The following is a 25799-nucleotide window of genomic DNA, read 5'->3' on the forward strand; positions in this document are numbered from 1 at the left end:
GTAACTGCAAGCACTACCCATAAAAATGCCCGAAAAACTATCCTTAGCCGAAGCCCTCAAAAAGTTAGAACAATACTGTGCCTATCAGGAACGCTGTCATCAGGAAGTAGCCCTGAAAATAAAACAGTTAGGTGTTCAAAAACCCTACGATGATGTAGTAATCGTGTCCCTCATTGAAAACAATTTTCTTAACGAAGAGCGCTTTGCCCGCAGCTTTGCCCGAGGGAAACACCGCATCAAGTGTTGGGGTAAAAACCGAATCGTAAACGAATTAAAGCAACGGCAAATTACTGCTCCCAATATCAAGCTGGCCCTTACCGAAATCACCGAAGAAGAATACATAGAAACCTTTGAAAAATTAGCCGAAAGAGCTTGGGACGGTATTTTGGAAAAAAACCAACTCAAAAAGCGCAAGAAGTTTTGTGACTACCTACTGCGCAAAGGCTGGGAAAGTGATTGGGTATACGAAAAAGTCAAAGCTTTAGAATCGGCTGCAGGTGCTATGTAAGCCTTCTTTTCTTGTTAGGCGCAAGCGTTTACCCTCTATAATTCAAGAACTTTTTCTAAAATTTGAAGCCTAAATTTCTATACACCATTTGAAGTCTGTTAGTAGAAAATAAGGTAACACAATTTATATTTTTAATAGCTTGAAGTCATTTGGTAAATTAAGCGATAAATATCACCTAAAAAAGAAGCTTAAGTCTCAACCTATAAGGGCTAGACACTGTTTTGTAACTACACCTCCTCACCTTGTAACTGCACCTCATCACCTTGTAACTGTACCTCCTCACTTTGTAACTATGCTTCCTTACTTTGTAACTGCATCTCCTCACCTTGTAACTACACCTCCTGAAGACGTAACTGTACCTCATCATCTTGTAACTACACCTACTGAAGATGTAATTGCTACTCCTCACTTTGTTATTGTACCTGCTACTCGTGTAACTTGACTTGCTACTCGTATAACTAGATTCAATACCGGAATGAAAAAGAAGCAGTAAGAAATAAAAATATCACACTGTCCCAACTATCGGGAGTCAAAGTGCCTAAAACTAAAAGCAAAATACAATAAGAAAGAAAATGTCACACTGAGCCTGTCGAAGTACCTCAAAGCAAACCCAAATACAATAAGAAAGAAAATATCACACTGTCCCACTATCGGGAGTCGAAGTGCCTAAAACTAAAACCGAAATACAATAAGAAAGAAAATGTCACACTGAGCCTGTCGAAGTGCCTCAAAGCAAACCCAAATACAATAAGAAAGAAAATATCACACTGTCCCAATAACTATCGGGAGTCGAAGTGCCTAAAACTAAAACCGAAATACAATAAGAAAGAAAATGTCACACTGAGCCTGTCGAAGTGCCGGTGAACGGTAACTACTATTTAGTCAGTAAAACACTCACTGCATTGCCCCCAAACCCTACGGCATTAATCAGGACTTTTTTGATGTCTTTTCTTGGCAATTGAGTTTCGCCAAAAGGCACGCCAATAAAGGTATTGTGCTGCATCATCAAAAGCGCCAACTCCATACTAAGGATTCCGGAAGCGCCGAAAGTGTGTCCGATTTTCCATTTGTTGGTGGTAAGCATAGGAAGTGGTTGACCAAAGACTTTTTGTATGGCTTTATATTCCGAAGTATCGCCTTTTACCGTTCCCGGTGCGTGCATCACAATGGCATCAACCGTTTCTAACGGTGTATCTTTCAAGGCCATCTGCATTGATTTTTGAAAACATTGTGCTTCTTCCGAAATAGAAATATTGTGCTCTAATTCATCCGTAGCAAAACCAATTCCGCTGATGTAGCCTAGGGCATTTTGCTTTTCGCCCAATTCTAAACAAGCCATTGCTGCCCCTTCGCCCAGCACCATTGAATTTTTGGTTTTAGTCAAATCAAAAGCGCGACAAGGATAAGCCTGATTTTCTTTGGCGTATATTTTTAAAGCATTCATTTGGGCCAAAGTAAAAGGTGTCAAAGGGGCTTCACTCCCACCCACCAAAAACTTACTCGCCATACCCGATTGCAGCCAAGCCGCCGCATTCAAAACAGCATGCAACGCCGTTGAACACGTAATCGAATGGGATATTTCGGGTCCTTGAGACTTTAAATCGTGTGCCACCCATGAAGATATATTGCCCAAAGTAGTAGTGGGCGAAGACAAGGTGGCCGTTTTTCCGGTTTCAATAAATTCAAGGTGATGCTTTTCAAACAACCGGGTAGCGCCTCGCGAGGAGCCAATATTAATTCCGAAATCATCGCCCCGTTGCCAACCTGCATCAGCTATAGCTTTGCGCGAAGTAAGGATAGCCATCAAGACCGTTTCGTCTAAGGCTTTGTATTTGCTGTCTTCATTTCGCAACGCTTGAATCTCAGTTCTAATACGCTCCGGTAGGGTTGCCACCAATTGCTCTTTCCCATCAAATGCTTTAGCAGCTATCAAGGTTTTGGGCGAAAGGTATTCGTTCCAAATTTCATCGGGAGTATGTCCCAATGGCGAAAGAGAAGCGAGAGAAGTTATGGCAATTTTGGTTTTCAAAGCAGACTGTTCTTATGATGCAAAATTAAACCATATCAATGGCTTTTTCGACAATCGCATAGACTTTTTCTAATTGCTTATCGGTCATTACATAAGGCGGCAAAATATAAACAATATTCCCAACCGGACGCAGGATTACGCCTTGCTCAATAAAGAAGTTGTAGAGTTTATTTCGCATCGAGCCATAGTAACTTTCATTGGTTTCGGTCTTAATTTCTAAGGCAAAAATAACGCCCAAAACGCGAGTAGTTTTTACTTTAGGATGCGTTTTAATTTTGGTTGCAAAGGCCAAATGTTGGTTGTGTATTCGAGCGATATTGTTTTGCATTTCAGCCGTTTCCAAAAGTGCTATACTGGCCAAAGCTGCCGCACAACCCGTTGGATTGGCTGTAAAAGTATGACCGTGAAACAAGGCTTTGTTGACATCATCATTATAAAATCCGTCAAAAAGTTCCTGAGTAAAAGTGGTAATCGCCATCGGAATGGTACCGCCGGTCAGCGCTTTTGACAAGCACATCATATCCGGTTTAGTAACTAAATAATCGGTAGCAAACGTCTTTCCTGTTTTCCCGAAGCCTGTCATCACTTCATCGGCTATGGTAAACACCTGATGTTTTTGGCAAAGCGAAATCATTTCGTCTAACACCTTAGCGTCATACATCACCATCCCCGCAGCACCTTGTACCAAAGGCTCAAAAATAAAAGCCGCAAAGTCTTGAGTAGCAATCAAATCCTGTAAAACCTGCAAACTACGGGCTTCATTCCCCACAGTAGGCACCGGAATACGCACAACTTCTAACAATGACCCTTTGAAAGCTTCGGTAAAAAAAGATATGCCACTGGCAGCCATAGCTCCAAAAGTATCACCGTGAAAAGCGTCTTCAAAAGCGATAACCTTGGTGCGTTTTTCCCCTTTGTTGTAAAAATATTGTAAGGCGCCTTTCAGTGCAATTTCAACCGCAGTCGAACCGTTATCGGAGTAAAATAATTTCTTTTGGTTGTTGGGCAAAATAGTCATCAGCTTTTCTGACAACTGCACCGCTTTATCGTGGGTAAAGCCGCCAAAAAGCACGTGCTCTAAAGTCGTTAACTGAGCATAAATCGCCTCGGCAATCACTTTGTTGGAATGCCCGTAGGGGTTGACCCACCACGAGGCAATGGCATCAATATATTCTTTACCGGTTTCATCCCAAAGCAAAGCCCCTTCGCCTTTCACAATGGCCGGAAGCAGTCCGATAGTTTTGTGTTGTGTATAGGGATGCCAGTTGTATTGTTGGTCTCTTTCAGATAGATTCATACTTATAATTTTAAGAGATTGTCTCTGAATTTATCAGCGTAATAGGCAATCACATTGGCGTCAAAATAAGGTTCGTTATCAATTCGGCCAATGCAGTTGATACCGGTTTTGTTAAGTATAATGGTTTCGGTAGCTTGGTTTTCGTCACCCGAAAAAATGATGCCGGCTACTTTTATTTTTCGGTTTTGCAGGGCTTCAATAGCCAGCAACGTATGGTTGATACTGCCTAAATAATGTCGGGAAACCACAACAACCTTATAGTCTTTTTGGATTAAATCGATAACACAATCGTTATCATTGAGCGGCACCAATACGCCACCGGCTCCTTCAATGACTAAATGATTGTCGGTCTTGGGTTCGGCTATTTTTTTTAAATCAATACTAATACCGTCTATCTCCGCTGCCAAATGAGGACTTGCGGGAGTATTCAAAGCATAGGCGTTGGGGTGAAAAACCGACTTCGTATTAGCTATATACTTTTTAACTTTATGGCTGTCGGAATGGTCCAAATCGCCGGCTTGTATGGGTTTCCAGTAATCGGCTTCTAAGGCTTGGGTAACAATGGCTGAGGCGACTGTTTTGCCAACATCGGTGCCTATGCCTGTGATGAATAGTTTCATGATATTAATTTAACCGTTAAGTTCGTAAAGCAGGAACACAGACGACATGGATTAGACTGATTTTCACTGATTATTTTAATTTTTTGCGGTCATTGGTGTAAATAAATCTTTTGAATTCAGGTGTTTCGCCAAAATTTAATAACAATCCAACTTCTATATCTGTTGCTTTCAAGTAATTGATGAGTTGTGCTTTGTGCGCATCCATTAAACATTCACAAGCTTTGAGTTCTAAAATTATGCTGTTCTCTATTAGTAAATCTGCATAATATTCCCCAACCACTATTTCTTTATAACAAACCTTGATTTGCTTTTGCGCTTCAACCTCATATCCTTGATTCTTCAACTCCAAATACATCGCATTTTGATACACTTTTTCAAGAAAACCATACCCTAAATTATTATACACCTCATAATAACTTTTCAATATTGAATCACTTAGTTTTTTATGTAAAAAATTTGTCATCTTAAATTGGTGTAAATCCGTCAAATCTGCCTCATCTGTGTTCCAAAAACAAAAGTACTCAACAATTCTAAGACCTCACTAATTTCTTTTTCGGAATTGTAACTGTGTAAGCAAAAGCGGAGGCATTCTTGTCCTTCGGGCACTGTGGGGGATAAGATAGGTTTGACGTCAAAAGTTAGTTTAGTCTGAACACGAATGACACTGATTGGACTGATTTTCACAGATTATTTAAATCTTTGCGGTCATTGGTGTAAATCCGTCAAATCTGCCTCATCTGTGTTCCAAAAACAAAAGTACTCAACAATTCTAAGACCTCACTAATTTCTTTTTCGGAATTGTAACTGTGTAAACAAAAGCGGAGGCGTTCTTGTCCTTCGGGCACTGTGGGGATAAGATAGGTTTGACGTCAAACCCTTTATGTTGGAGTTGAGCGGCGATGCTTTTTACTTTATCATTTCCGGGAATGATAGCACATTGTATGGCCGATTTGCTGTAAACAAACAACGGTTTTAATCCCAATCGCAACTTTTCCTGATTGAAGAAAACGATGTTATCTTTTAACGATTGAAGGGTTTCTACCTCATTGCCCAAATGCTTGTAAGCGGTAAAAATTGTTGCTACAGCATGAGGTGATAAGCCGGTGGTGTATATAAAACTTCGGGCGAAGTTGATTAAATAATTTTTTAATTCCTTACTTCCTATAATGGCGGCCCCGTGACAACCTAAACCTTTGCCGAAAGTCATGATGCGAGCAAAAACTTGGTCTTGCAACCCTAAACTTTGCACTAATCCTTCACCTTGCGCTCCGAAAACACCCAGTGCATGTGCTTCATCGATCACTAAGTAAACGTTATATTTTTGGGTTAATTGAACGAGTTGTTCCAAGTTGGGGCAATCGCCGTCCATTGAAAAAACACTCTCGGTAACAATATAAACTTCAACAAACTCGGCTTGACATCGTTGTAACAAGCGTTCCAAATCTTCCAAATCATTGTGTCCAAATTTATAGGCTTTAGCATTGCTCATTTGAATACCGTCACGAATGGAAGCGTGGCAAAGTTCGTCATACAAAATCACATCCTTCCGTTGCGGCACAGAGCTAAAGAAACCTACATTAGCATCGTAGCCGGAGTTGAAAATCAGGGCTTCTTCGCTTTGATGAAATGTTGCAATAAACGATTCAGCTTTGCTATACAATTCATGGTTTCCTGAAATCAAACGGGAACCGGTGGCGCCGTTTATCTTTATATTTTGATCTAAAAGGTACTGATGCGTCGCCTCGAAAATTGATGTGTTATGGGCAAACCCAATGTAATCATTCGAAGCAAAATCGATCCAAGTATTGGCAAGCGGTAACTTACGCAAAGCGTTATTGGCTTCGCGTTGATGGAGTTTTTCCTGAAGTGTTTTTGGGAGTTTCATCACTACAAATATAAGGAACGATTTAGGATTCGTTCTTAAAATAATTATTGTTTTTTATTTATTTATTATTGTTTATCAATAATTTTTTATATTTGCTGAAACTAAAACGCTAATAACCATGAGAAAATTACAAATTTTAAAAACTATTGTTGACTATGTTTGGGTGCTATCTCTTATCTGTTATCCCTTAGCCATACTGTTTGCCGGCATGATCGTAATTGACAAAGACACGTTTGATGTACCGGTAACTTTGATTGGCGATACAGTTGACCTTACCCAGCCGATGGGCAAAGCCGTATTGGTAATTGACCTGATTAACTTTGGAGTATTGCTGGTAGCTTTGTATTATTTCCGAAAGCTATTGACCGACTTCTCGAAGCGATTAATTTTTGAGGAGCAAACCATACTGTTGTTGAGTAAAATAGGCACCTATATCATTGGTGGTTCTGCACTTTATTTGTTGGCCGACTTACTGACCAAAAAAATGCATAACAAAGTAGGAATTGAAATTGGTTTTGGTCCATTTTTATACTTATTGGCTTTGGGATTGTTTTTCAAAGTACTCTCGGAAGTATTTACCATTGCTAAAAACATGAAAGAAGAAAACGAATTAACGATATAAATCATGCCTATCATTTTAAATTTGGATGTGATGTTGGCCAAGCGCAAAATGCGGTCTAATGAGCTGGCGGAAAGGATTGGCATTACCACAGCAAATCTTTCTATCCTGAAAACCGGAAAGGCTAAAGCGGTGCGCTTCTCAACTCTGGAGGCCATTTGCGAGATACTGGAATGTCAGCCCGGAGATATTTTAGAATATGTAAACGAAACTAAATAAAAACACTTATGAAAAAAGAACTCACCATTATGGTACTTGGAATGGTACTGGTTATTATTGGAGCCCTATTGAAAATTTATCATTCTGAATTTGCTAACTATGTCTTGATTGTTGGTCTTGCGGCAGAAGCTTATGCGTTGGGCTCGTTAGTCATAAAAGCACTTAAAAAAGTGAAATAAAACTAGCCCATTTGAAATTAAAAGGAGGACAGCCAGTGGCTGTCAGGTACTTTTGTTTTAGCAAAATCTATACAAATAAAAAAGCCCAACATAACTGTCAGGCTTTCTCTTTTATTTTGAATCGTATTAGTCGGCTAACACAATTACTCTATTGTCTTTCATTTCAATAGTTCCTGATTGGATGTCCAAAGTGTAGTTTTGGTCGTTTATTTTGGTAAACTTCTCTGCCACTTCTTTATCAAATTTAAAACTGTTGGCCGCTATTTTCACGGTACCTTGTTTTAAGATAGAAACTATAGGTGCGTGGTTGTTCAAAATTTGGAACGAACCGTCTACACCCGGTAAAGAAACCGAAGTAACTTCGCCTTTGAATAATGTAGCTTCCGGTGATACTATTTCTAAAATCATAATTTTTTGAGTTATGAATTATGAATTATGAGTTATGAATTAGAGTAAAAACTCATGACTCATAACTCATAACTTATAACTATATTAAGCTTCAGCTAACATTTTTTGACCAGCCTCGATAGCATCTTCAATAGTTCCTTTAAGGTTGAAGGCTGCTTCAGGTAAGTGGTCTAATTCTCCATCAATAATCATGTTGAATCCTTTGATGGTGTCTTTGATATCAACCAAAACTCCAGGAATACCGGTAAATTGCTCCGCTACGTGGAATGGTTGAGACAAGAAACGTTGAACACGACGCGCTCTTGATACGGCTAATTTATCTTCTTCAGACAACTCTTCCATACCTAAGATGGCGATGATGTCTTGTAATTGTTTGTATTTTTGAAGAATCTCTTTTACTCTTTGAGCACAATCATAATGCTCGTTACCTAAGATAAGTGGAGTCAAGATTCTTGAAGTAGAATCCAATGGATCTACTGCAGGATAAATACCTAACTCAGCAATTTTACGAGACAATACCGTTGTAGCATCCAAGTGGGCAAAGGTAGTTGCCGGTGCCGGGTCGGTTAAGTCATCCGCAGGTACGTATACCGCTTGTACTGAAGTAATAGATCCTTTTTTAGTAGAAGTAATACGCTCTTGCATTGCCCCCATCTCTGTTGCCAAAGTTGGTTGGTATCCTACCGCAGAAGGCATACGTCCTAATAACGCCGATACCTCAGAACCCGCTTGTGTAAAACGGAAGATGTTATCAACGAAGAACAATACGTCTTTTCCTTGGTCAGAACCGGCTCCGTCACGGAAATATTCCGCAATAGATAAACCTGATAAAGCAACACGTGCTCTAGCTCCAGGTGGCTCATTCATTTGTCCGAATACGAAAGTAGCTTTTGACTCTCTCATTCCCGGTTTGTCTACTTTGGATAAATCCCATCCTCCATTTTCCATAGAGTGCATGAAATCTTCACCATATTTGATAATGCCTGACTCTAACATCTCACGAAGCAAGTCATTTCCTTCACGAGTTCTTTCTCCTACTCCAGCGAATACAGAAAGACCACCGTGACCTTTGGCAATATTGTTAATCAACTCTTGAATCAATACTGTTTTACCTACTCCGGCACCACCGAACAATCCAATTTTACCTCCTTTTGCGTAAGGCTCAATCAAATCGATTACTTTAATCCCTGTAAATAAAACTTCCGTTGATGTTGATAAATCTTCGAATTTAGGTGCTTGTTTGTGGATTGGCATCCCGTTAGCGCCTTCTTTTGGTAAATCTCCCAAACCATCAATAGCATCTCCTACTACATTAAATAATCTACCGTAGACATCCGCACCGATTGGCATTTGAATTGGAGCACCGGTAGCTGTTACAGCTGTACCTCTGCTCAAACCGTCAGTTGCTTCCATAGAGATGGTACGAACGGTATTCTCTCCAATGTGAGATTGTACTTCAAGTATTAATTTTGAACCATTTGCATTAACGATTTCTAACGAATCATAAATTTTTGGCAATTCAACGTCTTTATTATCAAAGACTACGTCTACTACGGGACCAATGATTTGCGAAACTTTTCCTATTGCTTTTGACATTGTTTATGTATTTATTAAATAGCTATTTAGGTTTGAAAAAAGCACCTCTTTTTTCCGAGTGCAAAGGTAAATTTTCTATTTTAAAAATCAATACTTAAACAAAGTTTTTTTGTTTATTTTTTGATTAATTAGTTGTTGAAATCATTTTACAAATGATAATAAACAAAAAACCACCTATTTTCACAGATGGTTTTAAATATAATGTATTTTGAATCCTTAAAAATTAGCCGGGTCCTGAGGGAAAAGCACTCTGTAATTCCCTAAGTTAACTCCTTTGAAATTGGAACCAAACTTTTCATTAATAGCCTCCAAAAACTTGTTAGCAATCAAGGCATAACCTTTCGGACTTGGGTGAATACCATCTAAAGAGAACGTATTCCCGGTCACATAAGTGGCCGTCATAGTGTATCCGTTACTTACAATGCCGCCTATTGTTAAATCATGCATAATTGATTCAGCATCAACCAAAGCGATGGTCTCCGTATTTGCCGCTGCCGCTGCCTCAATTGTAGCATTATAAGCTGCGGTAGCTGTTTCTATTTCTGTTACTTCTGTAGGCATTAAAACATAACGATCCGGTAACGGGAAGGTAACGCCCAACTGACTTAACAAAGGACTAGGAGTTCCAGTACCGTCAAGAGCCACTGAAGGAACCTGTCCGATTCTGGTAGCTGCGCTCAAACAAATTAAATCTGTTGGTAAAGTTTGTCTTGCTTTTCCGAAAATCTGCCCCAAAGCAGTTGCCGTTGGAACATCAAGTCCACCACCTATCAACACGGCAGTTAATGAACTTGATAAATTAGTTAAATTTTCATCAACCATTAACATAGGATTGTTGCCAGTAGTAGAAAGTAGATTAATTCTATCTCCCTGACCTAAAAACGCAAGCGCATTATGCAACGGCCCATATAGTTGAGCATTTAAAGCATTCACTTGGTTTACATTGTTAACCGTTAAATTGGCCTGAGTCAATTGATTGTATTGTACCACATGAAAATAAGGCAAAGTGGTTACAGAAGGCAAATTGGCAATTACTCCTTTTCTTCCACCGGCAACTAATTGTGAAATTAACAGGTTATAGGATTGATCAAAAATGTTAGTCGGAGTCAATATATTTAAACTCGCATCACCTCCTGCAGTAGCATAGCCCAATTCATCGTTACCACCTATCCATAAAGAAAAGAAAGTAGGCGATTGTGCTAAGGCGTCTCCTAAAACTGTTGCTGTAGAAGATGAAGCTATTCTGCCAAAATAAGGGTTTGCGGCAGCATAGCCATCAAATAAAAGGTGAAAACTCTTGGCTCCCGGAATACCCATATTGTTGAACGAACCGGTTAAGTGGGTGCTGATATCGGTGCCTGAAATTCCCGAAACCGGGTTTGGCAAACTGGTTACTGTATTAAAGAAAAGACGAGGTCCAAATCCCGGAACCTGAACGCCTCCTGAAGAAAACCCACCAATATTGTCAGCCATAAACGGAGTAGTAAATTCACCTCCGCCCACTAAAGCAAATTGAGAAGCTAAAATATTAGGGTAAGCATTTTGCTGACCGGCAGCAAACAAAGCACCGTCACTATAGCCTGCAGCAAAGGAATCACCTATAGCTACATACTTAGAAAAGTCAGCCGAACCTGCCGTTAACGGAGTTCCATCGGTTGAATTAGGATCAGACACAGCATCATCGCTGCTGTCACACGCTACAAAGGTTAGTGAAACCAATAATAGCCATTTGAAATTTTTTATCATAACTTTAAATATTGTAGTGTTATTGGTTGTTTTTTATGGGTTGATAGTCAAAGAAGCAAAATATTGTTGCCCAATCATACCGGTTCCTAAAACCTGTTGGTATTCGTGGCTTCCAATATTTGAGGCTCCTATTTTAAGTACTGATTTTAGTTTTGGAATGCCGTAGTTAATTTGAGCATCAATTACAGTAGCCGCATCAATAGTACCATCTACAAAAGTAGACTGCCATAAGTATTCGCTATTCCATCTTCCGCTAACATTGAAACCGAAATTTTTGAATAAATTATCATTGCCTATTCCTAATTTCACTTTGTGTTTTGGTGTATTAAATCCGGCTTCAAAACTTGGGTCTTTTGCCTGATCAAAATCAAACTGAGCATAATTATAATTAGCTGATACTTCAAAGTTTCTTGGCAATTTTTTCACGACTCCTACACCAAATCCTAACGAATGAATTTCGATATCCGTATTAGTGTACAACTGATAGTTTCTGGTATTTCCGTTGGCAAGAGCATGCAATGTTTGTGTTCCTAAATCAGTTAGAGGATTTCCTAATGCATCCGGAGCGTCTACTGCTTTACCATAATATGGCGCTACAACTGTAGTATTCCCTAAAAAATCATTGTAGATATTAAAGTACCCATTGATATCAAAAGAGAATCCTTTGAACTGTCCTCTGTAGCCTAAATCGAAGGCTTTAACAGTTTCCGGTTTTACATATCCTGCAGTTGATTTTTTTAACAATTTAGCTGCATTAACAGGGTCTGTGCTGGCTAAGGCCGCAAAAGCTCTAGCTGACTCTGAAGTATACGAATTATTATAGGCATTATCTCCATTCATAATGGCATTTGGTCCGCCTGCAAAAAGCTGACCTGCTGCAGTATTTACCGGAAATGTTTCTGTAAAACGAGTTAAGTTATCAGGAGCTGAACCCACTAAAGCAGCACTTCCTACATTAAATCCAATGTATTGGTCTTGAGTGGTTGGGTTTCTGAAACCGGTTTGGAAAGAACCTCTGAAAGTATGATTTTTTTGTTCTCCAGCAGAATATACTGCGGAAATTCTAGGCGAATAGTTGCCGTCAAAGTTTTTCGATTTATCATAACGAATCGAACCGGTTAATTTCAAGCGGTCTTCCATTATTTTCTTTTGTACTTGTGTATAAACACCATACTCATCATAATGAATTGGACCTGAAGCATCCGTATAGATTCTTCCGTGAGAATCTAATTGGTATTCTCTGTAGGAACCTCCTACTTGAATTTCGGCTATCTTAATAAGGTCTTTGAAATTGTAGTTAGCATCTGAATGATAGATTTTTGAATTGTCCACCAATTTTGATCCTGTTATTACATCCTCACCGGCAATAACATTGGCAAAAGCGGCTTTAAATTCAGGTGTCCCCGGAAGGAATCTGCCGGTATCAGCAACTCCTCTTGCAGCAGCATGAGCTTGTTCCGGAGTGGCACCGGCTAACGTAGATTGAATGTAGGCTCCTGTATATTGACCGAACCAAGTTTTATTATCTTTCCAAGCATTGTTTACATTAAGTCCGGTAAACAACATGTCGTATGATTTTCCTCCGTCTTCAGTAGTCATATAACCTCTTAAGAAAAAGTTTTTACCTTTAAATTCCAATTTGTGTTGTTGCATGAAAAATCCGTTTAAGTAGTAACGGTTAGCTCCGGTATAAACAGAGTTTCCAAATCCAAACTTAGATTGCCAAATCACTTCGAAATTTTCATTGCCAAAAGGTCTTAGGTGTAATGAGAAATCAATTTTAGCATTTCTAATTTTATTATCCGTTAAATCAACTTCATTATATCCTGTTCTGCTCACATTAACACTTGGTAGTAAATTTACGGCTGATGCAGGAATAAGCCCCATAGAAGCTAATGTCTGCCCAACTCCTTTTAGATTAGTTGAAGCCTCATCTCCATAAACATTTATCCCGTTGTAGTTGTAATAACTTCTGTCTAAACCAACATTGTTTACTAAATCTTTATCTCTGTAATCGGTTGCGTACCAATCTGTCCCTTTGAGAAAAGTGAAATTAGCTTTAGCGGCAAAGTAATTATCAAATTTGTGCGACACGCGTATACCATAATCTACATAATCGTTGACACCGGCAGCTTTTTGACTGGTTTGTCCATATTTTACATAGGCAGAAATCCCTTCACTGTTGAATGGGTTTTTACTATTCATGAATAAAATTCCATTAAAGGCATTGGCTCCGTATAGTGCTGATGATGCTCCCGGAAGTAACTCCACATTGGCCACATCTAATTCTGACACACCTATTAAATTCCCCAAAACGAAATTCAACAATGGAGAGGAATTATCCATTCCGTCTACCAATTGCATGAAACGGGTATTAGATACTGTAGCAAATCCTCTGGTATTGATGGATTTGAATGACATACTACTAGTATTCATTTGTACTTCTTTCAGATTTTCCAATCCGTCATAAAAAGTGGGCGAAGCGGTTTTCTTGATGTCTTTTATTCCAAATCGTTCAATGGTTACCGGTGACTCTTTTATTCGTTCCGGTGTTCTGGAAGCAGAAACTACTATTTCTTCCAGTTTGGTTTCTTCGTCAGCTAAGGCAACGGTCACTTTTTGATTGTTGGATGTGATACTGGTTTTTGTTGTCTCATAACCCACGCTGGAAACCTCTAGCGTAAAAGGTGGTTTTTTGGAAGTTGACAAACTGAAATTTCCATCACTGTCGGTAATTGTTCCGGCACTTTCTCCTGCAATTTTGACATTGGCTCCCGGAACTGGTTGGTTTTTACTGTCTTTTACCGAACCGGATACTGAAGTTTGCGCAAAACTTATGCTGCAAAAAAACAATGAAACGATAAATAAATAAATTTTCATTTGGTTATAAATTTTGTTGGTTTATGGAACCAATGTACAAATATTTTTTATTGATTCTCAGAAAACCAATCTTATTTTTGACGATTATACAATAACCAAACCTTCTTTTAACAAAGCCATAGTGAGCTTTTTTTAAGTTATTATTAACGTTTTAATACTATTGCTAAAAAAAATACTATGCGCACATACAAAAACGTTATTTCCGTTGAATAAATCACAAAAATACAACCATAAAAAAAGCGAGAATGAATCTCGCTTTATCTATATTTAATTTGGTAAGTTATTTATTCTACTGTAACCGATTTGGCCAAATTTCTGGGTTGGTCAACATTACATTCTCTCATAACCGCAATGTGATAAGATAACAATTGTAGCGGAATAGTTGTAATCAATGGTGACAAGGCATCTGAAGTTTCAGGGATTTCAATTACGTGGTCAGCCAGTTCTTTTACTTGAACATCGCCTTTGGTTACCACAGCAATAATCTTTCCGCTTCTTGATTTAATTTCCTGAATGTTACTCACCACTTTGTCATAATGCCCTTGTTTTGGAGCAATGACTACCACCGGCATTTGCTCATCAATTAAAGCAATCGGGCCATGTTTCATCTCGGCGGCAGGGTAACCCTCAGCATGGATGTATGATATCTCTTTTAATTTCAAAGCACCTTCTAAAGCTACCGGGAAATTATAGCCTCTGCCCAAGTAAAGACAGTTAGGCGCATCTTTAAATTTAGCGGCAATTTCTTTAGCCTTATCGTTACATTCCAATGCTTCACGAACTTTTTCAGGAATGACTTCCAACTCTTGTAAATACCTGTGGAAATCAGAATTAGAAAGGGTTCCTTTAGCTTTTGCCAAACGCAAGGCGATCATGGTTAATACCGTAATTTGTGTGGTAAATGCTTTGGTAGAAGCCACTCCAATTTCTGGTCCGGCATGAGTGTAGGCCCCGGCATGAGTTTCTCTTGAAATAGAAGAACCCACCACATTACAAACTCCGAATACGAAAGCGCCTTTTTCTTTAGCTAATTTAATAGCCGCCAAAGTATCAGCCGTTTCTCCGGATTGCGAGATAGCAATAACTACATCAGTTGGATTTATAATTGGATTTCTGTATCGGAATTCAGAAGCATATTCCACTTCAACCGGGATTCGGGTAAATTCTTCCATGATGTACTCTGCAACTAATCCGGCGTGCCATGAGGTTCCGCAGGCTACGATCAATATGCGTTGGGCATGAAGAAATTTTTCGAGATTATCTTCTACACCGGCCATTTGAATGATGCCACTGTTGGCGTGAAGTCTTCCTCTGTAAGTATCTTTGATAACATTAGGCTGCTCATAAATTTCTTTAAGCATGAAATGATCATAGCCTCCTTTTTCAATTTGCTCCAAATTCATTTGAAGTTCCTGAATATATGGATCTACCAAAGAGTCATCTTTGATTTTTCTGATTTTTAACGGCTTGTGCAATCTTACGATGGCCATTTCTTCATCTTCTAAATAAATAGCATTAGAAGTATATTCGATAAAAGGCGAAGCATCAGAAGCAATGAAAAATTCTCCTTCACCAACACCAATTGCTAACGGACTGCCTAGACGAGCTACTACAATTTCATCCGGGTTTTCTTTGTCGAAAACACAAATGGCGTAAGCACCTACTACTTGGTTTAATGCCACCTGAACGGCTTTCCCTAATTTAAGTTTTTCTTTTTTCTTAACTTCTTCAATAAGGTTAATCAATACTTCGGTATCAGTATCCGATGAAAAAGTATAACCTCTGTTGATCAATTCTTTCTTCAACGGCTCATAATTTTCGATGATTCCGTTGTGAATAATTACTAAGTTTCCTGAATTAGAAACATGAGGATGCGAGTTAATATCATTCGGAACACCGTGGGTAGCCCAGCGGGTATGTCCAATTCCAATAGTAGCCTTAGAGTCGGCAATATCTGAAGATTTTGCTTCAAGATCAGATACTTTTCCTTTGGTTTTGGCTATTTGAAGTTGGTTGCCATCACATAACATGATACCGGCACTGTCATAACCTCTGTATTCTAATCTTTTTAGTCCTTTTATGATGATTGGGTACGCTTCTCTGTAGCCAATATATCCAACAATTCCACACATAATGTTACTTAATTAGTTAGTACCAGTTTTTGGTTTTGTATAAATGATTTCTAATTTTAATCTTTTGCCATAATTAATATCTCCTTCCGGAATATTTGTCCCGTAAAGGATAGTTCCCAATGGATTCATAACCGACATGCTAGGGATGTTTTTATATTAGTGCCGTCAACAATCGGTGGTTTTCTTTTGGTAAAACCAAAACTATTAATATTTTCTGTAACCACTAATCCCAATTTGACATTGGTCGAATCTTTGGTTATCAGATTTCTGACATGACTCGTAATTCGCAACTTGTATTTGCTGCCTTTGTTTATGGTGCCGTCAGCATTTTTTTGGACTAATTTTTTACCGTTTTGATCAAGCAGTATCCCTCCATAAATATACTTGCTAAGTTTAGAATAAGTACTGTTAGTAGTATAATCATTAGTATAATCCACCAGCATTTTATTGTTATTCAAATCGTATAAAAAAATACGGTTGGGCTCAAAAGCATTTTGCATGGACTGAGTGTCAACATTAAAAGTTAAGTTAGCTTCGTTGATTAGCCAATCGTTAGCTCTAATATTATCAATCTCATCTGAAACGCCATTCGGCCCGGTAAATACATACTTTGGATTGGTATCGCTAATGGCTAAATTCGGATTGTAGTCCGGATTAATCAAATACTTCTGATTGCTGGCACTAACCGCAAGATTTGGATTGTAATTAGGATTAAGCGCTAAGCCTTTCAAGTCGGTAGTGCTAAAAATATCAATAACCGCCATAGACCCTTGGCCACCTTTTAAATATAGCTTTTCTGCCCCAAGCGGATTAGTGTTATTTGCCGGATTAATGCCTGAAGCATAGGCCGGATTCAGATTTGAATTTTCCTGTAAACTGACTGCGTTGCCTTTTAAATTCAAAACATATGTTTTAGCAACACGTTCTACTTTATATTCATTTACATCGGTTGTTGCCGGATTGTCTACTGTAATTTTATCTTCTTTGTAATACAATGTAATTTCTCCGGAGCCAAAATTCATCATCGCCATATTGCCTTCGTTGCCGGTACTAACCACCTGAAAATATAATCCTCTGAAATAATTTTTAAAGGTGGATTGACTGGAAAGATTAGCAGTTGGCGTGGAAATTATTTTATCCAAAAAGAACTGATTGTCTAAATGCAATCGCATTGATGGTGCTGATCTGGTATAAACAGGTTCGTTATTTTCGTCCAACGTTTTGGTCTTATGTTCCTTTGGATTGAAAAAGAATTCAGAGTTTTCAACCGTGTTTGCAGCGTTATTCAATACTCCTGAAGCGAAATCAATATTGTTTCCAATAACATTATCGTCGGTGTAAAACAATTGATCTTCGGTAAATCCCTGATCCGGATCTAAATCTCTTAAATAGTAATTCGACCGGTAAATATTCAACTTAAATTTCGACTCTGCTTTACCATAAATAGAATCCAACACATACGGTTTTACACCATCTGTTATAACTGCATTTGTAGGTACGTGACTAAAATAAGGAATATTTAAAACAACACTATCCATGCTTGGGAGCGCCACAAACTTTGTTGGGTCGGTATTGTTGAAAGTCGGAGAAGTGGTAGACAACGTAAGTTGCGTAACAAAGTCTGCTTTGGTAGTACCAAAAGCCGGATTTTCATAAATTCCGAGCGGATTGGTATTCAAACCGCTTGAGGCTACCGGCCCCAAATCCTGATTATGTGCTTTTATAGCTGGGTAACCATACTCAAAAACAAAGTGATCATCTCCCACAATATCAGTTCCCAATTCGTCATAATCTTTATCGCACGATGCAAAAAGAACAGTGATAAATCCCATGATTAAAATTGGGCGTAAAAATAAATTCTTATACATATGTAAATACAATTTTTTTAAGGAAGCATATTTTTGTAAAACCCGGTGTAGGCTTCGGCAAATTTTTCTTTCGAGGCGAAAGGTAAAAAAGGTTTTCCTGAAGATTCTATATATTTTGTTAAACTTGGAGACACATTTTCGGAAGCGATAATCACCCCATCCGAATGGTTTACAGAAGCCAATATCAGGTTTTCATAGTTTGGAACTTCCAACTCTTTTATAGCGTCATGCGGAATATTATCAAACTTAATTTTATTAATCATTTCCGAATCCAAAGTGCCATCAAATGACTGTCCGTAAATAGAGGTTACAATTTTAGTGTCTGAAAACAATGCCTCATCTTTGTAGTAATGTTTCATGTAGATAGGCAATAAACTGGCCATCCAACCGTGAACGTGTATAATATCGGGAACCCAATTTAATTTCTTAACCGTTTCCACCACGCCTTTGGCAAAAAAGATAGCTCTCTCGTCGTTATCAGGGTATAACACGCCGTCTTCATCACTAAAGGTGGCTTTTCTTTTGAAATATTCGTCATTATCAATAAAGTAAACCTGTATGCGTTCTTTGGGAATAGAAGCCACTTTAATAATCAGCGGCATATCCAAATCATTTACTACTAAATTCATTCCCGACAATCGGATAACTTCATGCAATTGGTGTCTTCTCTCGTTGATATTTCCATATCTTGGCATAAAAATTCTTATTTGTCCGCCCTGATCATTAATCATTTTCGGAACATCATAAGACATTAAAGAAACCTCATTCTCAGCCAGATAAGGCACCACTTCAGATGATACATACAATATCCTCTTATCTTCCATAATCTATTTTACTTTATTTATTGGCAATAAAAAACAGGCAAAAGTACAAAAATTTATGCAGTTATTTATGAAAATAGTAAGTTTGCAACTCATTTACTGAAAGCCAATGCTCATTTTTAACACTCAAAATGAATTAGTTTCTCACCTGACTTCTATTTCAAACGAAGCAACTTCCATTGGTTTTGTGCCCACGATGGGTGCTCTTCACGAAGGCCATCTTTCTTTGCTCAAAGAAGCCCTGCTTCACAACCCCGTGGTGGTGATTAGCATTTTTGTTAATCCGACACAGTTTAACAACGCCGATGATTTAGCCAAATACCCGCGAACGCTTGAGGCCGATGTAGCGAAAATAAAAACCGTTTCCGATACCATTGTGGTTTACGCGCCAAGTGTAGATGATATTTATGAAGGCAAAACCGTTTCCGAGCATTTTGACTTTGACGGATTGGAACATCAGATGGAAGGTCAATTTCGTCCCGGTCATTTTGATGGTGTAGGTACCATTGTAAAAAGACTGTTTGAAATTGTAAAACCCACCAACGCCTATTTTGGGGAAAAAGATTTTCAGCAATTGCAAATCGTCAAAAAAATGGTGGCCAAATTAAAACTACCAGTTAAAGTCATAGGCTGTCCTATTTTCAGAGAACCCAACGGTTTGGCCATGAGCTCTAGAAACGAAAGATTAACTACCGAAGAAAGAGCCGAAGCCGCCATTATTTTCAAAACATTATCCGAAGCCAAAATACGCTTTCATGTGCAATCAGCGGAAGAAGTAACCGAATTCGTAACCGAAATTTTTCAAAAAACAACCCCCTTTGAATTAGAGTATTTTACCATTGCCGACGAAGAAACGTTACTGCCTTGTACCACAAAAAACAACACCAAAAAATACCGTGCTTTTATAGCCGTTTTTGTCAACAATGTCAGATTGATTGACACCATTTCACTAAATTAATTTACCTTTGCCCCATGCAAATTGAAGTAGTAAAATCTAAAATACACCGTGTAAAAGTAACGGGTGCCGACTTAAATTATATCGGCAGCATCACCATAGACGAAACCCTAATGGAAGCTTCCAATCTTATTGAAGGCGAAAAAGTATCTATCGTCAATGTCAACAATGGCGAACGTTTTGACACTTATGCCATCAAAGGCCCTAAAAATTCAGGTGAAATTACACTCAACGGTCCGGCCGCACGAAGAGTACACAAAGGCGATATCATCATTATCATGTCCTATGCGCTGATGGATTTTGAAGAAGCTAAAACCTTCAAACCTTGGTTGGTATTTCCGAATGAAAAAGATAACTCCCTGACTTAATCTCTTGAAAAAACAAATCGGAAAATGGTTGTCAATTTTGGTACCGCTCCTCCTGGGGGTGGGCATTATTTGGTACCAATACAACTCCTTCACCGAAGACCAAATCAATGAGATTAAAAGTTATTTCAAAAACGCAGATTACTTTTATATCTACCTGTCACTTGTTATTGCTTTGTTTGGCTTTTGGTCAAGAGCTTACCGCTGGAAATTCTCCTTAGAGCATTTGGGTTATGAAGCAAAATTTCACAACAATTTCATGGCCGTTTGCATTGCTTATCTGATGAACTTAACCGTACCGCGTTCGGGTGAAATTTCCAGAGCTTTGGTCTTAAAAAAATACGAAAAGATACCTTTTGACAAAGCCTTCGGAACCATCGTTGCCGAGAGAGTCGTTGATTTGCTTATCTTTTTCTTATTCGTTTTCATAGGCTTTATTGTTCAGTTTAATGTACTGAAAGCTTATGTGCTGGAAAAAATTCCCTACGAAAAACTAATCCTTCTAATCGTTTTAGGCATAGTGGGCTTTATCGTTTTTATACTGATTTGGCTTTACTCCAACTGGAAAATTATCAGCACCTTAAAAGAAAAGTTTTCAGGCTTAATCGAGGGCATGACCAGCATCCTGAAAATGAAAAACAAATGGGCGTTTTTATTCCATTCCTTCTTCATTTGGTTCACTTATATCTTGATGTTTTATGTGACCATTTTTGCTTTAAATGAAACCAGCAACATTGGTTTTGGCGCTGTGGTTATTGCTTTCATCTTTGGTAGTCTTACCATTGGTTTTACCAACAGTGGTTTCGGATTTTATCCATTGGTCATAGCCGAAATCTTCGTTTTATACCATGTCGATAAACCCGCCGGTATTGCTTTTGGTTGGTTGGTATGGACTTCACAAACCATCCTAATGGTTGCCTTGGGCGGATTATCGTTTTTATTCCTGCCTATTTTAAACAGAAATAAATAATTTTGTTATCTTGCTAGTCAATTTAGCAAATTTGCTGTTTAACCAAACCCTTACTCATGAAAAAGCTTCTTTTATTAGTTATACTAATTGGCTCCAATAGTATTTTTTCTCAAAAAAGAATCACCGATACCATCACTTCCCAAAAATTAAATGAAGACCGTGAAATCACGATTGGTCTTCCGCCTTCCTACGAAAAAAACAGCAAACAAAGCTATCCTATTTTACTCTTACTTGACGGCGATTTTTTGTTTGATCCGTTTCAAGGCGCCTTAAGTTATGGCTACTATTGGGATGATTTACCGGAAGTAATTATAGTAGGCATCAGCCAAAATAAAAACAACGAACGCGAAGCCGATTGCGCCACCGAAGCCACTACCGGACTACCGGATGAGAAAGGGGAGAAATTCTTTGAATTCATCGGCATGGAATTGATTCCGTATATCCAGAAAAACTTCAGAACCGCACCGTTTAAAATCGTAGCCGGTTTAGACACCACTGCCGGCTTTTTAAACTGCTATTTATACAAAGACAATCCTGTTTTTGATGCTTATATCTCTATGAGTCCCGAACTTCCGGCCGGAATGGAAGAGCAAATTGCCGAACGCTTAGCCGCCATTCAAAAACCAATTTTTTACTACCACTCTACCGCTGACGGGGATGTTAAAAAAATGCGAACTCGTATTCAGGCTATGGACGAAGAGATTAAAAAAGTAGTCAATCCAAAACTGAATTACCGCTATGAAGATTTCAAAGGCGCTTCGCATTACTCGATGGTTTTAAACTCGATTCCGAGTGCTTTGTACCAAATTTTTGCCGTGTACCAGCCGATTTCCATTACCGAATTTCAGGAAAAAATCGCCACATTGCCATCGGGTTATGTGGATTATTTGGTAAACAAATACGATATCCTTGAAAAGTCAATCGGATTAAAAGTGCAAATTCGTTTAAATGATTTTAAAGCTATTGAAGCCGCTATTATAAAAAATCAAGCATACAATGAGTTTGACCAACTGTCTCAGTTGGCACGCAAAGATTATCCGAAATCAATGTTGGCCGATTATGAAATGGCTCAGATGTATGAAAAGAAAGGCGATAATGCCCGAGCCGTTAAGTCCTATTTAGCCGCTTTTCAAAAACAGGAAATTGGCGATTTGACTAAAGACATGATGATTGAAAGAGCCGATGTTTTAAAAGCCTCCTTGCCTAAAAAAGGGAAGAAAGGTAAAGAAGAGCCTGTGGTAGAAGAAACGCCTCCGGCAGAAACAACTGATGCTCCTCCGACAGACACGCCTCCAACGGATGCACCTCCTCCAACAGAAACCCCAACCGAAGAGAAAAAACCTTAAGAATGTCCAAAATTAAAACTACTTTTTTTTGTCAAAATTGTGGTGCTCAATACGCCAAATGGCAAGGGCAATGTAATTCGTGCAAAGAATGGAATACCATTGCCGAAGAAATAATACAAAAAGAAGAAAAAGCCAGTTGGAAGCCTACTGCAACTGATTCTAAAAGAGTATCCAAACCGCTCAAAATAAAAGAAATTGATTCCACTCAGGAAGTGCGAATGGATACCACTGACGGCGAATTGAATCGTGTCCTTGGCGGTGGTATCGTTCCGGGGTCATTAATCCTTTTAGGTGGCGAACCCGGCATTGGAAAAAGTACCTTGCTGTTGCAGATTTCTTTAAAATTACCATATAAAACGTTGTATGTTTCGGGCGAGGAAAGTCAGAAGCAAATCAAAATGCGCGCGGAACGGATTAATCCCAACAGTGAAAATTGTTTAATCCTGACTGAAACCAAAACGCAAAATATCTTTCGACACATTGTTGAAACCGAACCCGATATTGTCATCATCGACTCCATCCAAACGCTACATACCGATTATATTGAATCGACTGCCGGCAGTATTTCTCAAATTCGGGAAACTACGGCTGAACTGATCAAATTTGCCAAAGAAACCAATATTCCGGTTATTCTTATCGGGCATATTACCAAAGACGGCAACATCGCCGGACCCAAAATTTTGGAACACATGGTAGATACCGTTTTGCAATTTGAAGGCGACCGAAATCATGTGTACCGTATCCTCCGTTCGCTCAAAAACCGTTTTGGTTCAACGGCTGAATTGGGCATTTATGAAATGCAAGGCTCGGGCTTGCGCGAAGTGTCCAACCCCTCCGAGATTTTAATTTCCCACCGAGAAGAAGAACTTTCCGGAACCGCTATTGCCTCTACGCTGGAAGGCATGCGTCCGTTGATGATAGAAATTCAAGCCTTGGTTTCAACCGCCGTTTACGGAACGCCGCAACGCAGTACCACAGGCTATAATGCCAAACGCTTAAATATGATTTTGGCTGTATTGGAAAAACGTGCCGGCTTCCGTCTCGGAACCAAAGATGTTTTTCTGAACGTTACCGGTGGCATCTCCGTTGATGACCCGGCTATTGATTTGGCTGTGGTGGCCGCTATTTTGTCTTCCAACGAAGATATTGCGGTGGGTAAAGATGTATGTTTTGCCGGCGAAGTGGGGCTTTCGGGCGAAATCCGTCCGGTGAATCGGGTAGAACAACGCATTCAGGAAGCTGAAAAATTAGGATTTGCCACTATCTTTGTTTCTAAGTACAACAAGATTGCTATCAAAAATCCGTTAATCAAAATCGTTTTGGTTTCCAAAATTGAAGAAGTAGTCGAGCAGTTGTTTGGATAATCCATTGGTAAAAATGAAAACCAAAAAGCAAAAAGCATTCCTTATTCTCAAGATATGCGGCATACTGTTACTGCTTGGAATTGCTTTGGCTTTCGCTTTCCGAAATACCATTTTAGAAAAAATCATTCACCGGATTGACACTAAACTCGACAAGGAGTATCAATGCCATCTTACCATTGAAAAAGCCGAATTTCACGGTTTAACCAATTTAGAATTAAATCACATTTATTTGGTTCCGAAGCAAGCCGATACTTTGGTTCGCATTGATGAATTGAAAACCAGCGTTAGTTTTTGGAAGCTTTTGGTGGGCGACATTCAACTCGGAAAACTGGAAATCAACCAAGGCTATGTGCAATTGGTGAAAACCAAAACCGGTAGTAATTTTGATGCTTTTCTTCATTCTAAAAAAGACAAATCAGATAACGATGATGTCAATTATGCCAAGCTCCTTAACCGAATTACCTCGAGACTTTTAAACTTGGTGCCCACCGATATGAGTGTCAAAGGCTTTGCATTTAAGATAGATGATAAAGGCAACAAAGTAGTTTTTGATTTCAACCAATTGGCCTTGGAAAATAAAAAGTTGACTACGCTGATTCAGGTTACGGCGGCCGATTTTTCGCAACAATGGAGTATCAATGGCTTTGCCGACCCCAGAGACCGAAAAGCCGATTTAGACTTTTTCAATGTAGCCAATGACACCATTAAAATTCCATACCTGGATAAGAAATGGAACCTGAAAACTGGTTTTAAATCGATTCATTTTAATATGGATAATCTTTCGATGGATAGTGGTGAGCTGCACATTGACGGCTATTCATCAATTGAAGATTTATTCGTCAACCATCCGAAAATTGCCGGAAAAGATGTGACCATCAAGAACGCCCGATTTGATTACCATTGGATTGTCGGTCCTCGTTTTATGGCTTTAGACAGCACCTCAACACTACAATTGAACCGCATCAAATGCCGACCTTATATTTCATACACCAACGAAACCGATAAGGTGTATGCCCTCCAATTACAGATTCCGAAAATGAAAGCGCAGGATTTTATTTCCTCATTGCCCGATGGTCTTTTCCGCCATTTTGTGGGGATGGAAGCTCAGGGGAATTTCAGCTATGCCCTGAATTTTGAATACAACAATCACAAACCCAATGAAGTGGTTTTTGAAAGTAAACTAAAACCCGAAAACTTAAAAATCATCAAATATGGTGAAGCCGATTTAAACAAAATCAACACTGAATTTATCTACCGCGCCATGGATAACGGAGTACTGCAACGACCGATTACGGTGGGCAGTTCCAATTACAATTTTACTCCGCTGAGCGCTATTTCGCCTTACCTGCAAAAATGTGTACTGACCAGTGAGGACCCTTCGTTTTTTACGCATCGCGGCTTTATCAACGAAGCCTTCAAACAATCCATCGCTAAAAACATCAAAACCAAGAAATTCTCGCGCGGTGCCAGTACCATCAGCATGCAATTGGTCAAAAATGTATTCCTGACCCGAGAGAAAACTTTATCCCGAAAACTGGAAGAAATACTGTTAGTGTACATTTTGGAAAACAACCACATCAGCTCGAAAGAACGCATGCTCGAAGTGTATTTCAACATCATTGAATGGGGACCAAATATTTACGGCATTGGTGAAGCTTCGCATTTTTACTTTCAGAAAAGTCCACAGGATTTGAATTTAAATGAATGTTTGTTTTTGGCCACCATCATCCCAAAACCCAAAGGATTTATGTATCGCTTTGACACCAACCGGGAACTCAAATTGTTTGCCAAACAGCAGGAAACCTTTTTAACCAAACTCATGTTGCGTCGCAATGTATTGACGGCTAATGATACTATTGGCAACTTCCCATTGTCCATTTCGGGTCCGGCACAGTCGTTTCTTAAACAAAAACCGATGAACACTATAGAGAACGACAGCCTCAGCACCGGTGAATTTGAATTTTAATTTTTGGTTTTAATTCACTGAATTTT

General features: G+C 38.9%; 22 protein-coding genes and 2 pseudogenes. 10 read left to right on the forward strand and 14 right to left on the reverse strand.

Annotated elements, in window-relative coordinates; translation table 11 throughout:
- The first annotated feature begins 25 nt into the window (after nucleotides 1-25).
- Nucleotides 26-508: a regulatory protein RecX gene (locus GUU89_RS03465; protein ID WP_162126616.1), complete on the forward strand. Its 483-nt coding sequence runs from the start codon at nucleotides 26-28 to the stop codon at nucleotides 506-508.
- Between the two features lie 874 nt (nucleotides 509-1382).
- On the opposite strand, the gene GUU89_RS03470 is transcribed toward GUU89_RS03465, so the two are convergent.
- From GUU89_RS03470 to GUU89_RS03490, 6 genes and pseudogenes are all read right to left on the reverse strand, one after another.
- Nucleotides 1383-2537: a beta-ketoacyl synthase N-terminal-like domain-containing protein gene (locus GUU89_RS03470; RefSeq protein WP_162126617.1), complete on the reverse strand. Its 1155-nt coding sequence runs from the start codon at nucleotides 2535-2537 to the stop codon at nucleotides 1383-1385.
- A gap of 25 nt (nucleotides 2538-2562) precedes the next feature.
- Nucleotides 2563-3834, reverse strand: coding sequence for an adenosylmethionine--8-amino-7-oxononanoate transaminase (gene bioA, locus GUU89_RS03475; RefSeq protein ID WP_162126618.1), 1272 nt, complete (start codon nucleotides 3832-3834; stop codon nucleotides 2563-2565).
- A gap of 2 nt (nucleotides 3835-3836) precedes the next feature.
- A complete protein-coding gene (gene bioD / locus GUU89_RS03480) occupies nucleotides 3837-4454 on the reverse strand; it encodes a dethiobiotin synthase (RefSeq protein ID WP_162126619.1) in 618 nt (205 codons plus the stop codon).
- A 70-nt stretch (nucleotides 4455-4524) separates the two neighbouring features.
- Complete coding sequence (locus GUU89_RS03485; RefSeq protein ID WP_162126620.1) at nucleotides 4525-4917, reverse strand: GxxExxY protein; 393 nt, start codon at nucleotides 4915-4917, stop codon at nucleotides 4525-4527.
- Nucleotides 4918-4937: 20 nt separating this feature from the next.
- Nucleotides 4938-5090, reverse strand: a pseudogene (locus GUU89_RS14940) (aminotransferase class I/II-fold pyridoxal phosphate-dependent enzyme); the annotation flags it as partial.
- An 86-nt stretch (nucleotides 5091-5176) separates the two neighbouring features.
- Nucleotides 5177-6339 (reverse strand): annotated as a pseudogene (locus GUU89_RS03490) (aminotransferase class I/II-fold pyridoxal phosphate-dependent enzyme).
- Nucleotides 6340-6457: 118 nt separating this feature from the next.
- On the opposite strand from GUU89_RS03490, the gene GUU89_RS03495 reads away from it, so the two are divergent.
- Genes GUU89_RS03495 through GUU89_RS03505 form a run of 3 tightly spaced genes read left to right on the forward strand, consistent with a single transcriptional unit; the run spans nucleotide 6458 to nucleotide 7356 of the window.
- Nucleotides 6458-6961, forward strand: coding sequence for a DUF2975 domain-containing protein (locus GUU89_RS03495; protein ID WP_162126621.1), 504 nt, complete (start codon nucleotides 6458-6460; stop codon nucleotides 6959-6961).
- Nucleotides 6962-6964: 3 nt separating this feature from the next.
- Entirely contained in the window at nucleotides 6965-7177 is a 213-nt protein-coding gene (locus tag GUU89_RS03500) for a helix-turn-helix domain-containing protein (RefSeq protein WP_162126622.1), read from the forward strand.
- An 8-nt stretch (nucleotides 7178-7185) separates the two neighbouring features.
- On the forward strand, nucleotides 7186-7356 hold the full coding sequence (locus GUU89_RS03505) for a GldL-related protein (protein ID WP_162126623.1): 171 nt from the start codon (nucleotides 7186-7188) through the stop codon (nucleotides 7354-7356).
- Nucleotides 7357-7482: 126 nt separating this feature from the next.
- On the opposite strand, the gene GUU89_RS03510 is transcribed toward GUU89_RS03505, so the two are convergent.
- The 8 genes from GUU89_RS03510 to GUU89_RS03540 all read right to left on the reverse strand — a co-directional run bounded on the left by GUU89_RS03510 (nucleotide 7483) and on the right by GUU89_RS03540 (nucleotide 18810).
- The gene (locus GUU89_RS03510) at nucleotides 7483-7764 is read right to left on the reverse strand and encodes a F0F1 ATP synthase subunit epsilon (RefSeq protein WP_162126624.1); all 282 of its coding nucleotides are present in this window, start codon (nucleotides 7762-7764) and stop codon (nucleotides 7483-7485) included.
- Between the two features lie 84 nt (nucleotides 7765-7848).
- Nucleotides 7849-9360, reverse strand: coding sequence for a F0F1 ATP synthase subunit beta (gene atpD / locus GUU89_RS03515; protein WP_162126625.1), 1512 nt, complete (start codon nucleotides 9358-9360; stop codon nucleotides 7849-7851).
- Between the two features lie 216 nt (nucleotides 9361-9576).
- Nucleotides 9577-11106, reverse strand: coding sequence for an SGNH/GDSL hydrolase family protein (locus GUU89_RS03520; protein ID WP_162126626.1), 1530 nt, complete (start codon nucleotides 11104-11106; stop codon nucleotides 9577-9579).
- Between the two features lie 33 nt (nucleotides 11107-11139).
- On the reverse strand, nucleotides 11140-13986 hold the full coding sequence (locus GUU89_RS03525) for a TonB-dependent receptor (protein WP_162126627.1): 2847 nt from the start codon (nucleotides 13984-13986) through the stop codon (nucleotides 11140-11142).
- A 284-nt stretch (nucleotides 13987-14270) separates the two neighbouring features.
- Complete coding sequence (gene glmS / locus GUU89_RS03530) at nucleotides 14271-16118, reverse strand: glutamine--fructose-6-phosphate transaminase (isomerizing) (protein WP_162126628.1); 1848 nt, start codon at nucleotides 16116-16118, stop codon at nucleotides 14271-14273.
- 12 nt (nucleotides 16119-16130) lie between these two features.
- Nucleotides 16131-16256, reverse strand: a complete 126-nt coding sequence (locus GUU89_RS15115; RefSeq protein ID WP_262886104.1) for a hypothetical protein — start codon at nucleotides 16254-16256, stop codon at nucleotides 16131-16133.
- Nucleotides 16244-17986, reverse strand: a complete 1743-nt coding sequence (locus GUU89_RS03535; protein ID WP_162126629.1) for a DUF4270 domain-containing protein — start codon at nucleotides 17984-17986, stop codon at nucleotides 16244-16246. The genes GUU89_RS15115 and GUU89_RS03535 overlap by 13 nt, the downstream gene beginning before the upstream one ends.
- A 17-nt stretch (nucleotides 17987-18003) precedes the next feature.
- Nucleotides 18004-18810: a glycogen/starch synthase gene (locus GUU89_RS03540; RefSeq protein WP_162126630.1), complete on the reverse strand. Its 807-nt coding sequence runs from the start codon at nucleotides 18808-18810 to the stop codon at nucleotides 18004-18006.
- 106 nt (nucleotides 18811-18916) lie between these two features.
- On the opposite strand from GUU89_RS03540, the gene panC reads away from it, so the two are divergent.
- From panC to GUU89_RS03570, 6 genes are read left to right on the forward strand one after another with little or no spacing between them, the layout of a single operon-like run.
- Nucleotides 18917-19765, forward strand: coding sequence for a pantoate--beta-alanine ligase (panC, locus tag GUU89_RS03545; RefSeq protein WP_162126631.1), 849 nt, complete (start codon nucleotides 18917-18919; stop codon nucleotides 19763-19765).
- A 14-nt stretch (nucleotides 19766-19779) separates the two neighbouring features.
- On the forward strand, nucleotides 19780-20130 hold the full coding sequence (gene panD / locus GUU89_RS03550) for an aspartate 1-decarboxylase (protein ID WP_162126632.1): 351 nt from the start codon (nucleotides 19780-19782) through the stop codon (nucleotides 20128-20130).
- Nucleotides 20131-20134: 4 nt separating this feature from the next.
- Nucleotides 20135-21097 (forward strand): lysylphosphatidylglycerol synthase transmembrane domain-containing protein, encoded by a 963-nt coding sequence (locus GUU89_RS03555; RefSeq protein ID WP_162126633.1) that lies wholly within the window; start codon nucleotides 20135-20137, stop codon nucleotides 21095-21097.
- A 56-nt stretch (nucleotides 21098-21153) separates the two neighbouring features.
- Nucleotides 21154-22443 carry an alpha/beta hydrolase gene (locus GUU89_RS03560; RefSeq protein WP_162126634.1) on the forward strand — a complete coding sequence of 430 codons (1290 nt, stop codon included), beginning with the start codon at nucleotides 21154-21156 and terminating at the stop codon, nucleotides 22441-22443.
- 2 nt (nucleotides 22444-22445) lie between these two features.
- Entirely contained in the window at nucleotides 22446-23807 is a 1362-nt protein-coding gene (gene radA / locus GUU89_RS03565) for a DNA repair protein RadA (RefSeq protein ID WP_162126635.1), read from the forward strand.
- Nucleotides 23808-23820: 13 nt separating this feature from the next.
- Nucleotides 23821-25773 carry a transglycosylase domain-containing protein gene (locus GUU89_RS03570; RefSeq protein WP_162126636.1) on the forward strand — a complete coding sequence of 651 codons (1953 nt, stop codon included), beginning with the start codon at nucleotides 23821-23823 and terminating at the stop codon, nucleotides 25771-25773.
- Nucleotides 25774-25799: the final 26 nt, after the last annotated feature.

The sequence above is a fragment of the Flavobacterium phycosphaerae genome (assembly GCF_010119235.1).
GTDB classification, from domain to species: Bacteria; Bacteroidota; Bacteroidia; order Flavobacteriales; family Flavobacteriaceae; genus Flavobacterium; species Flavobacterium phycosphaerae.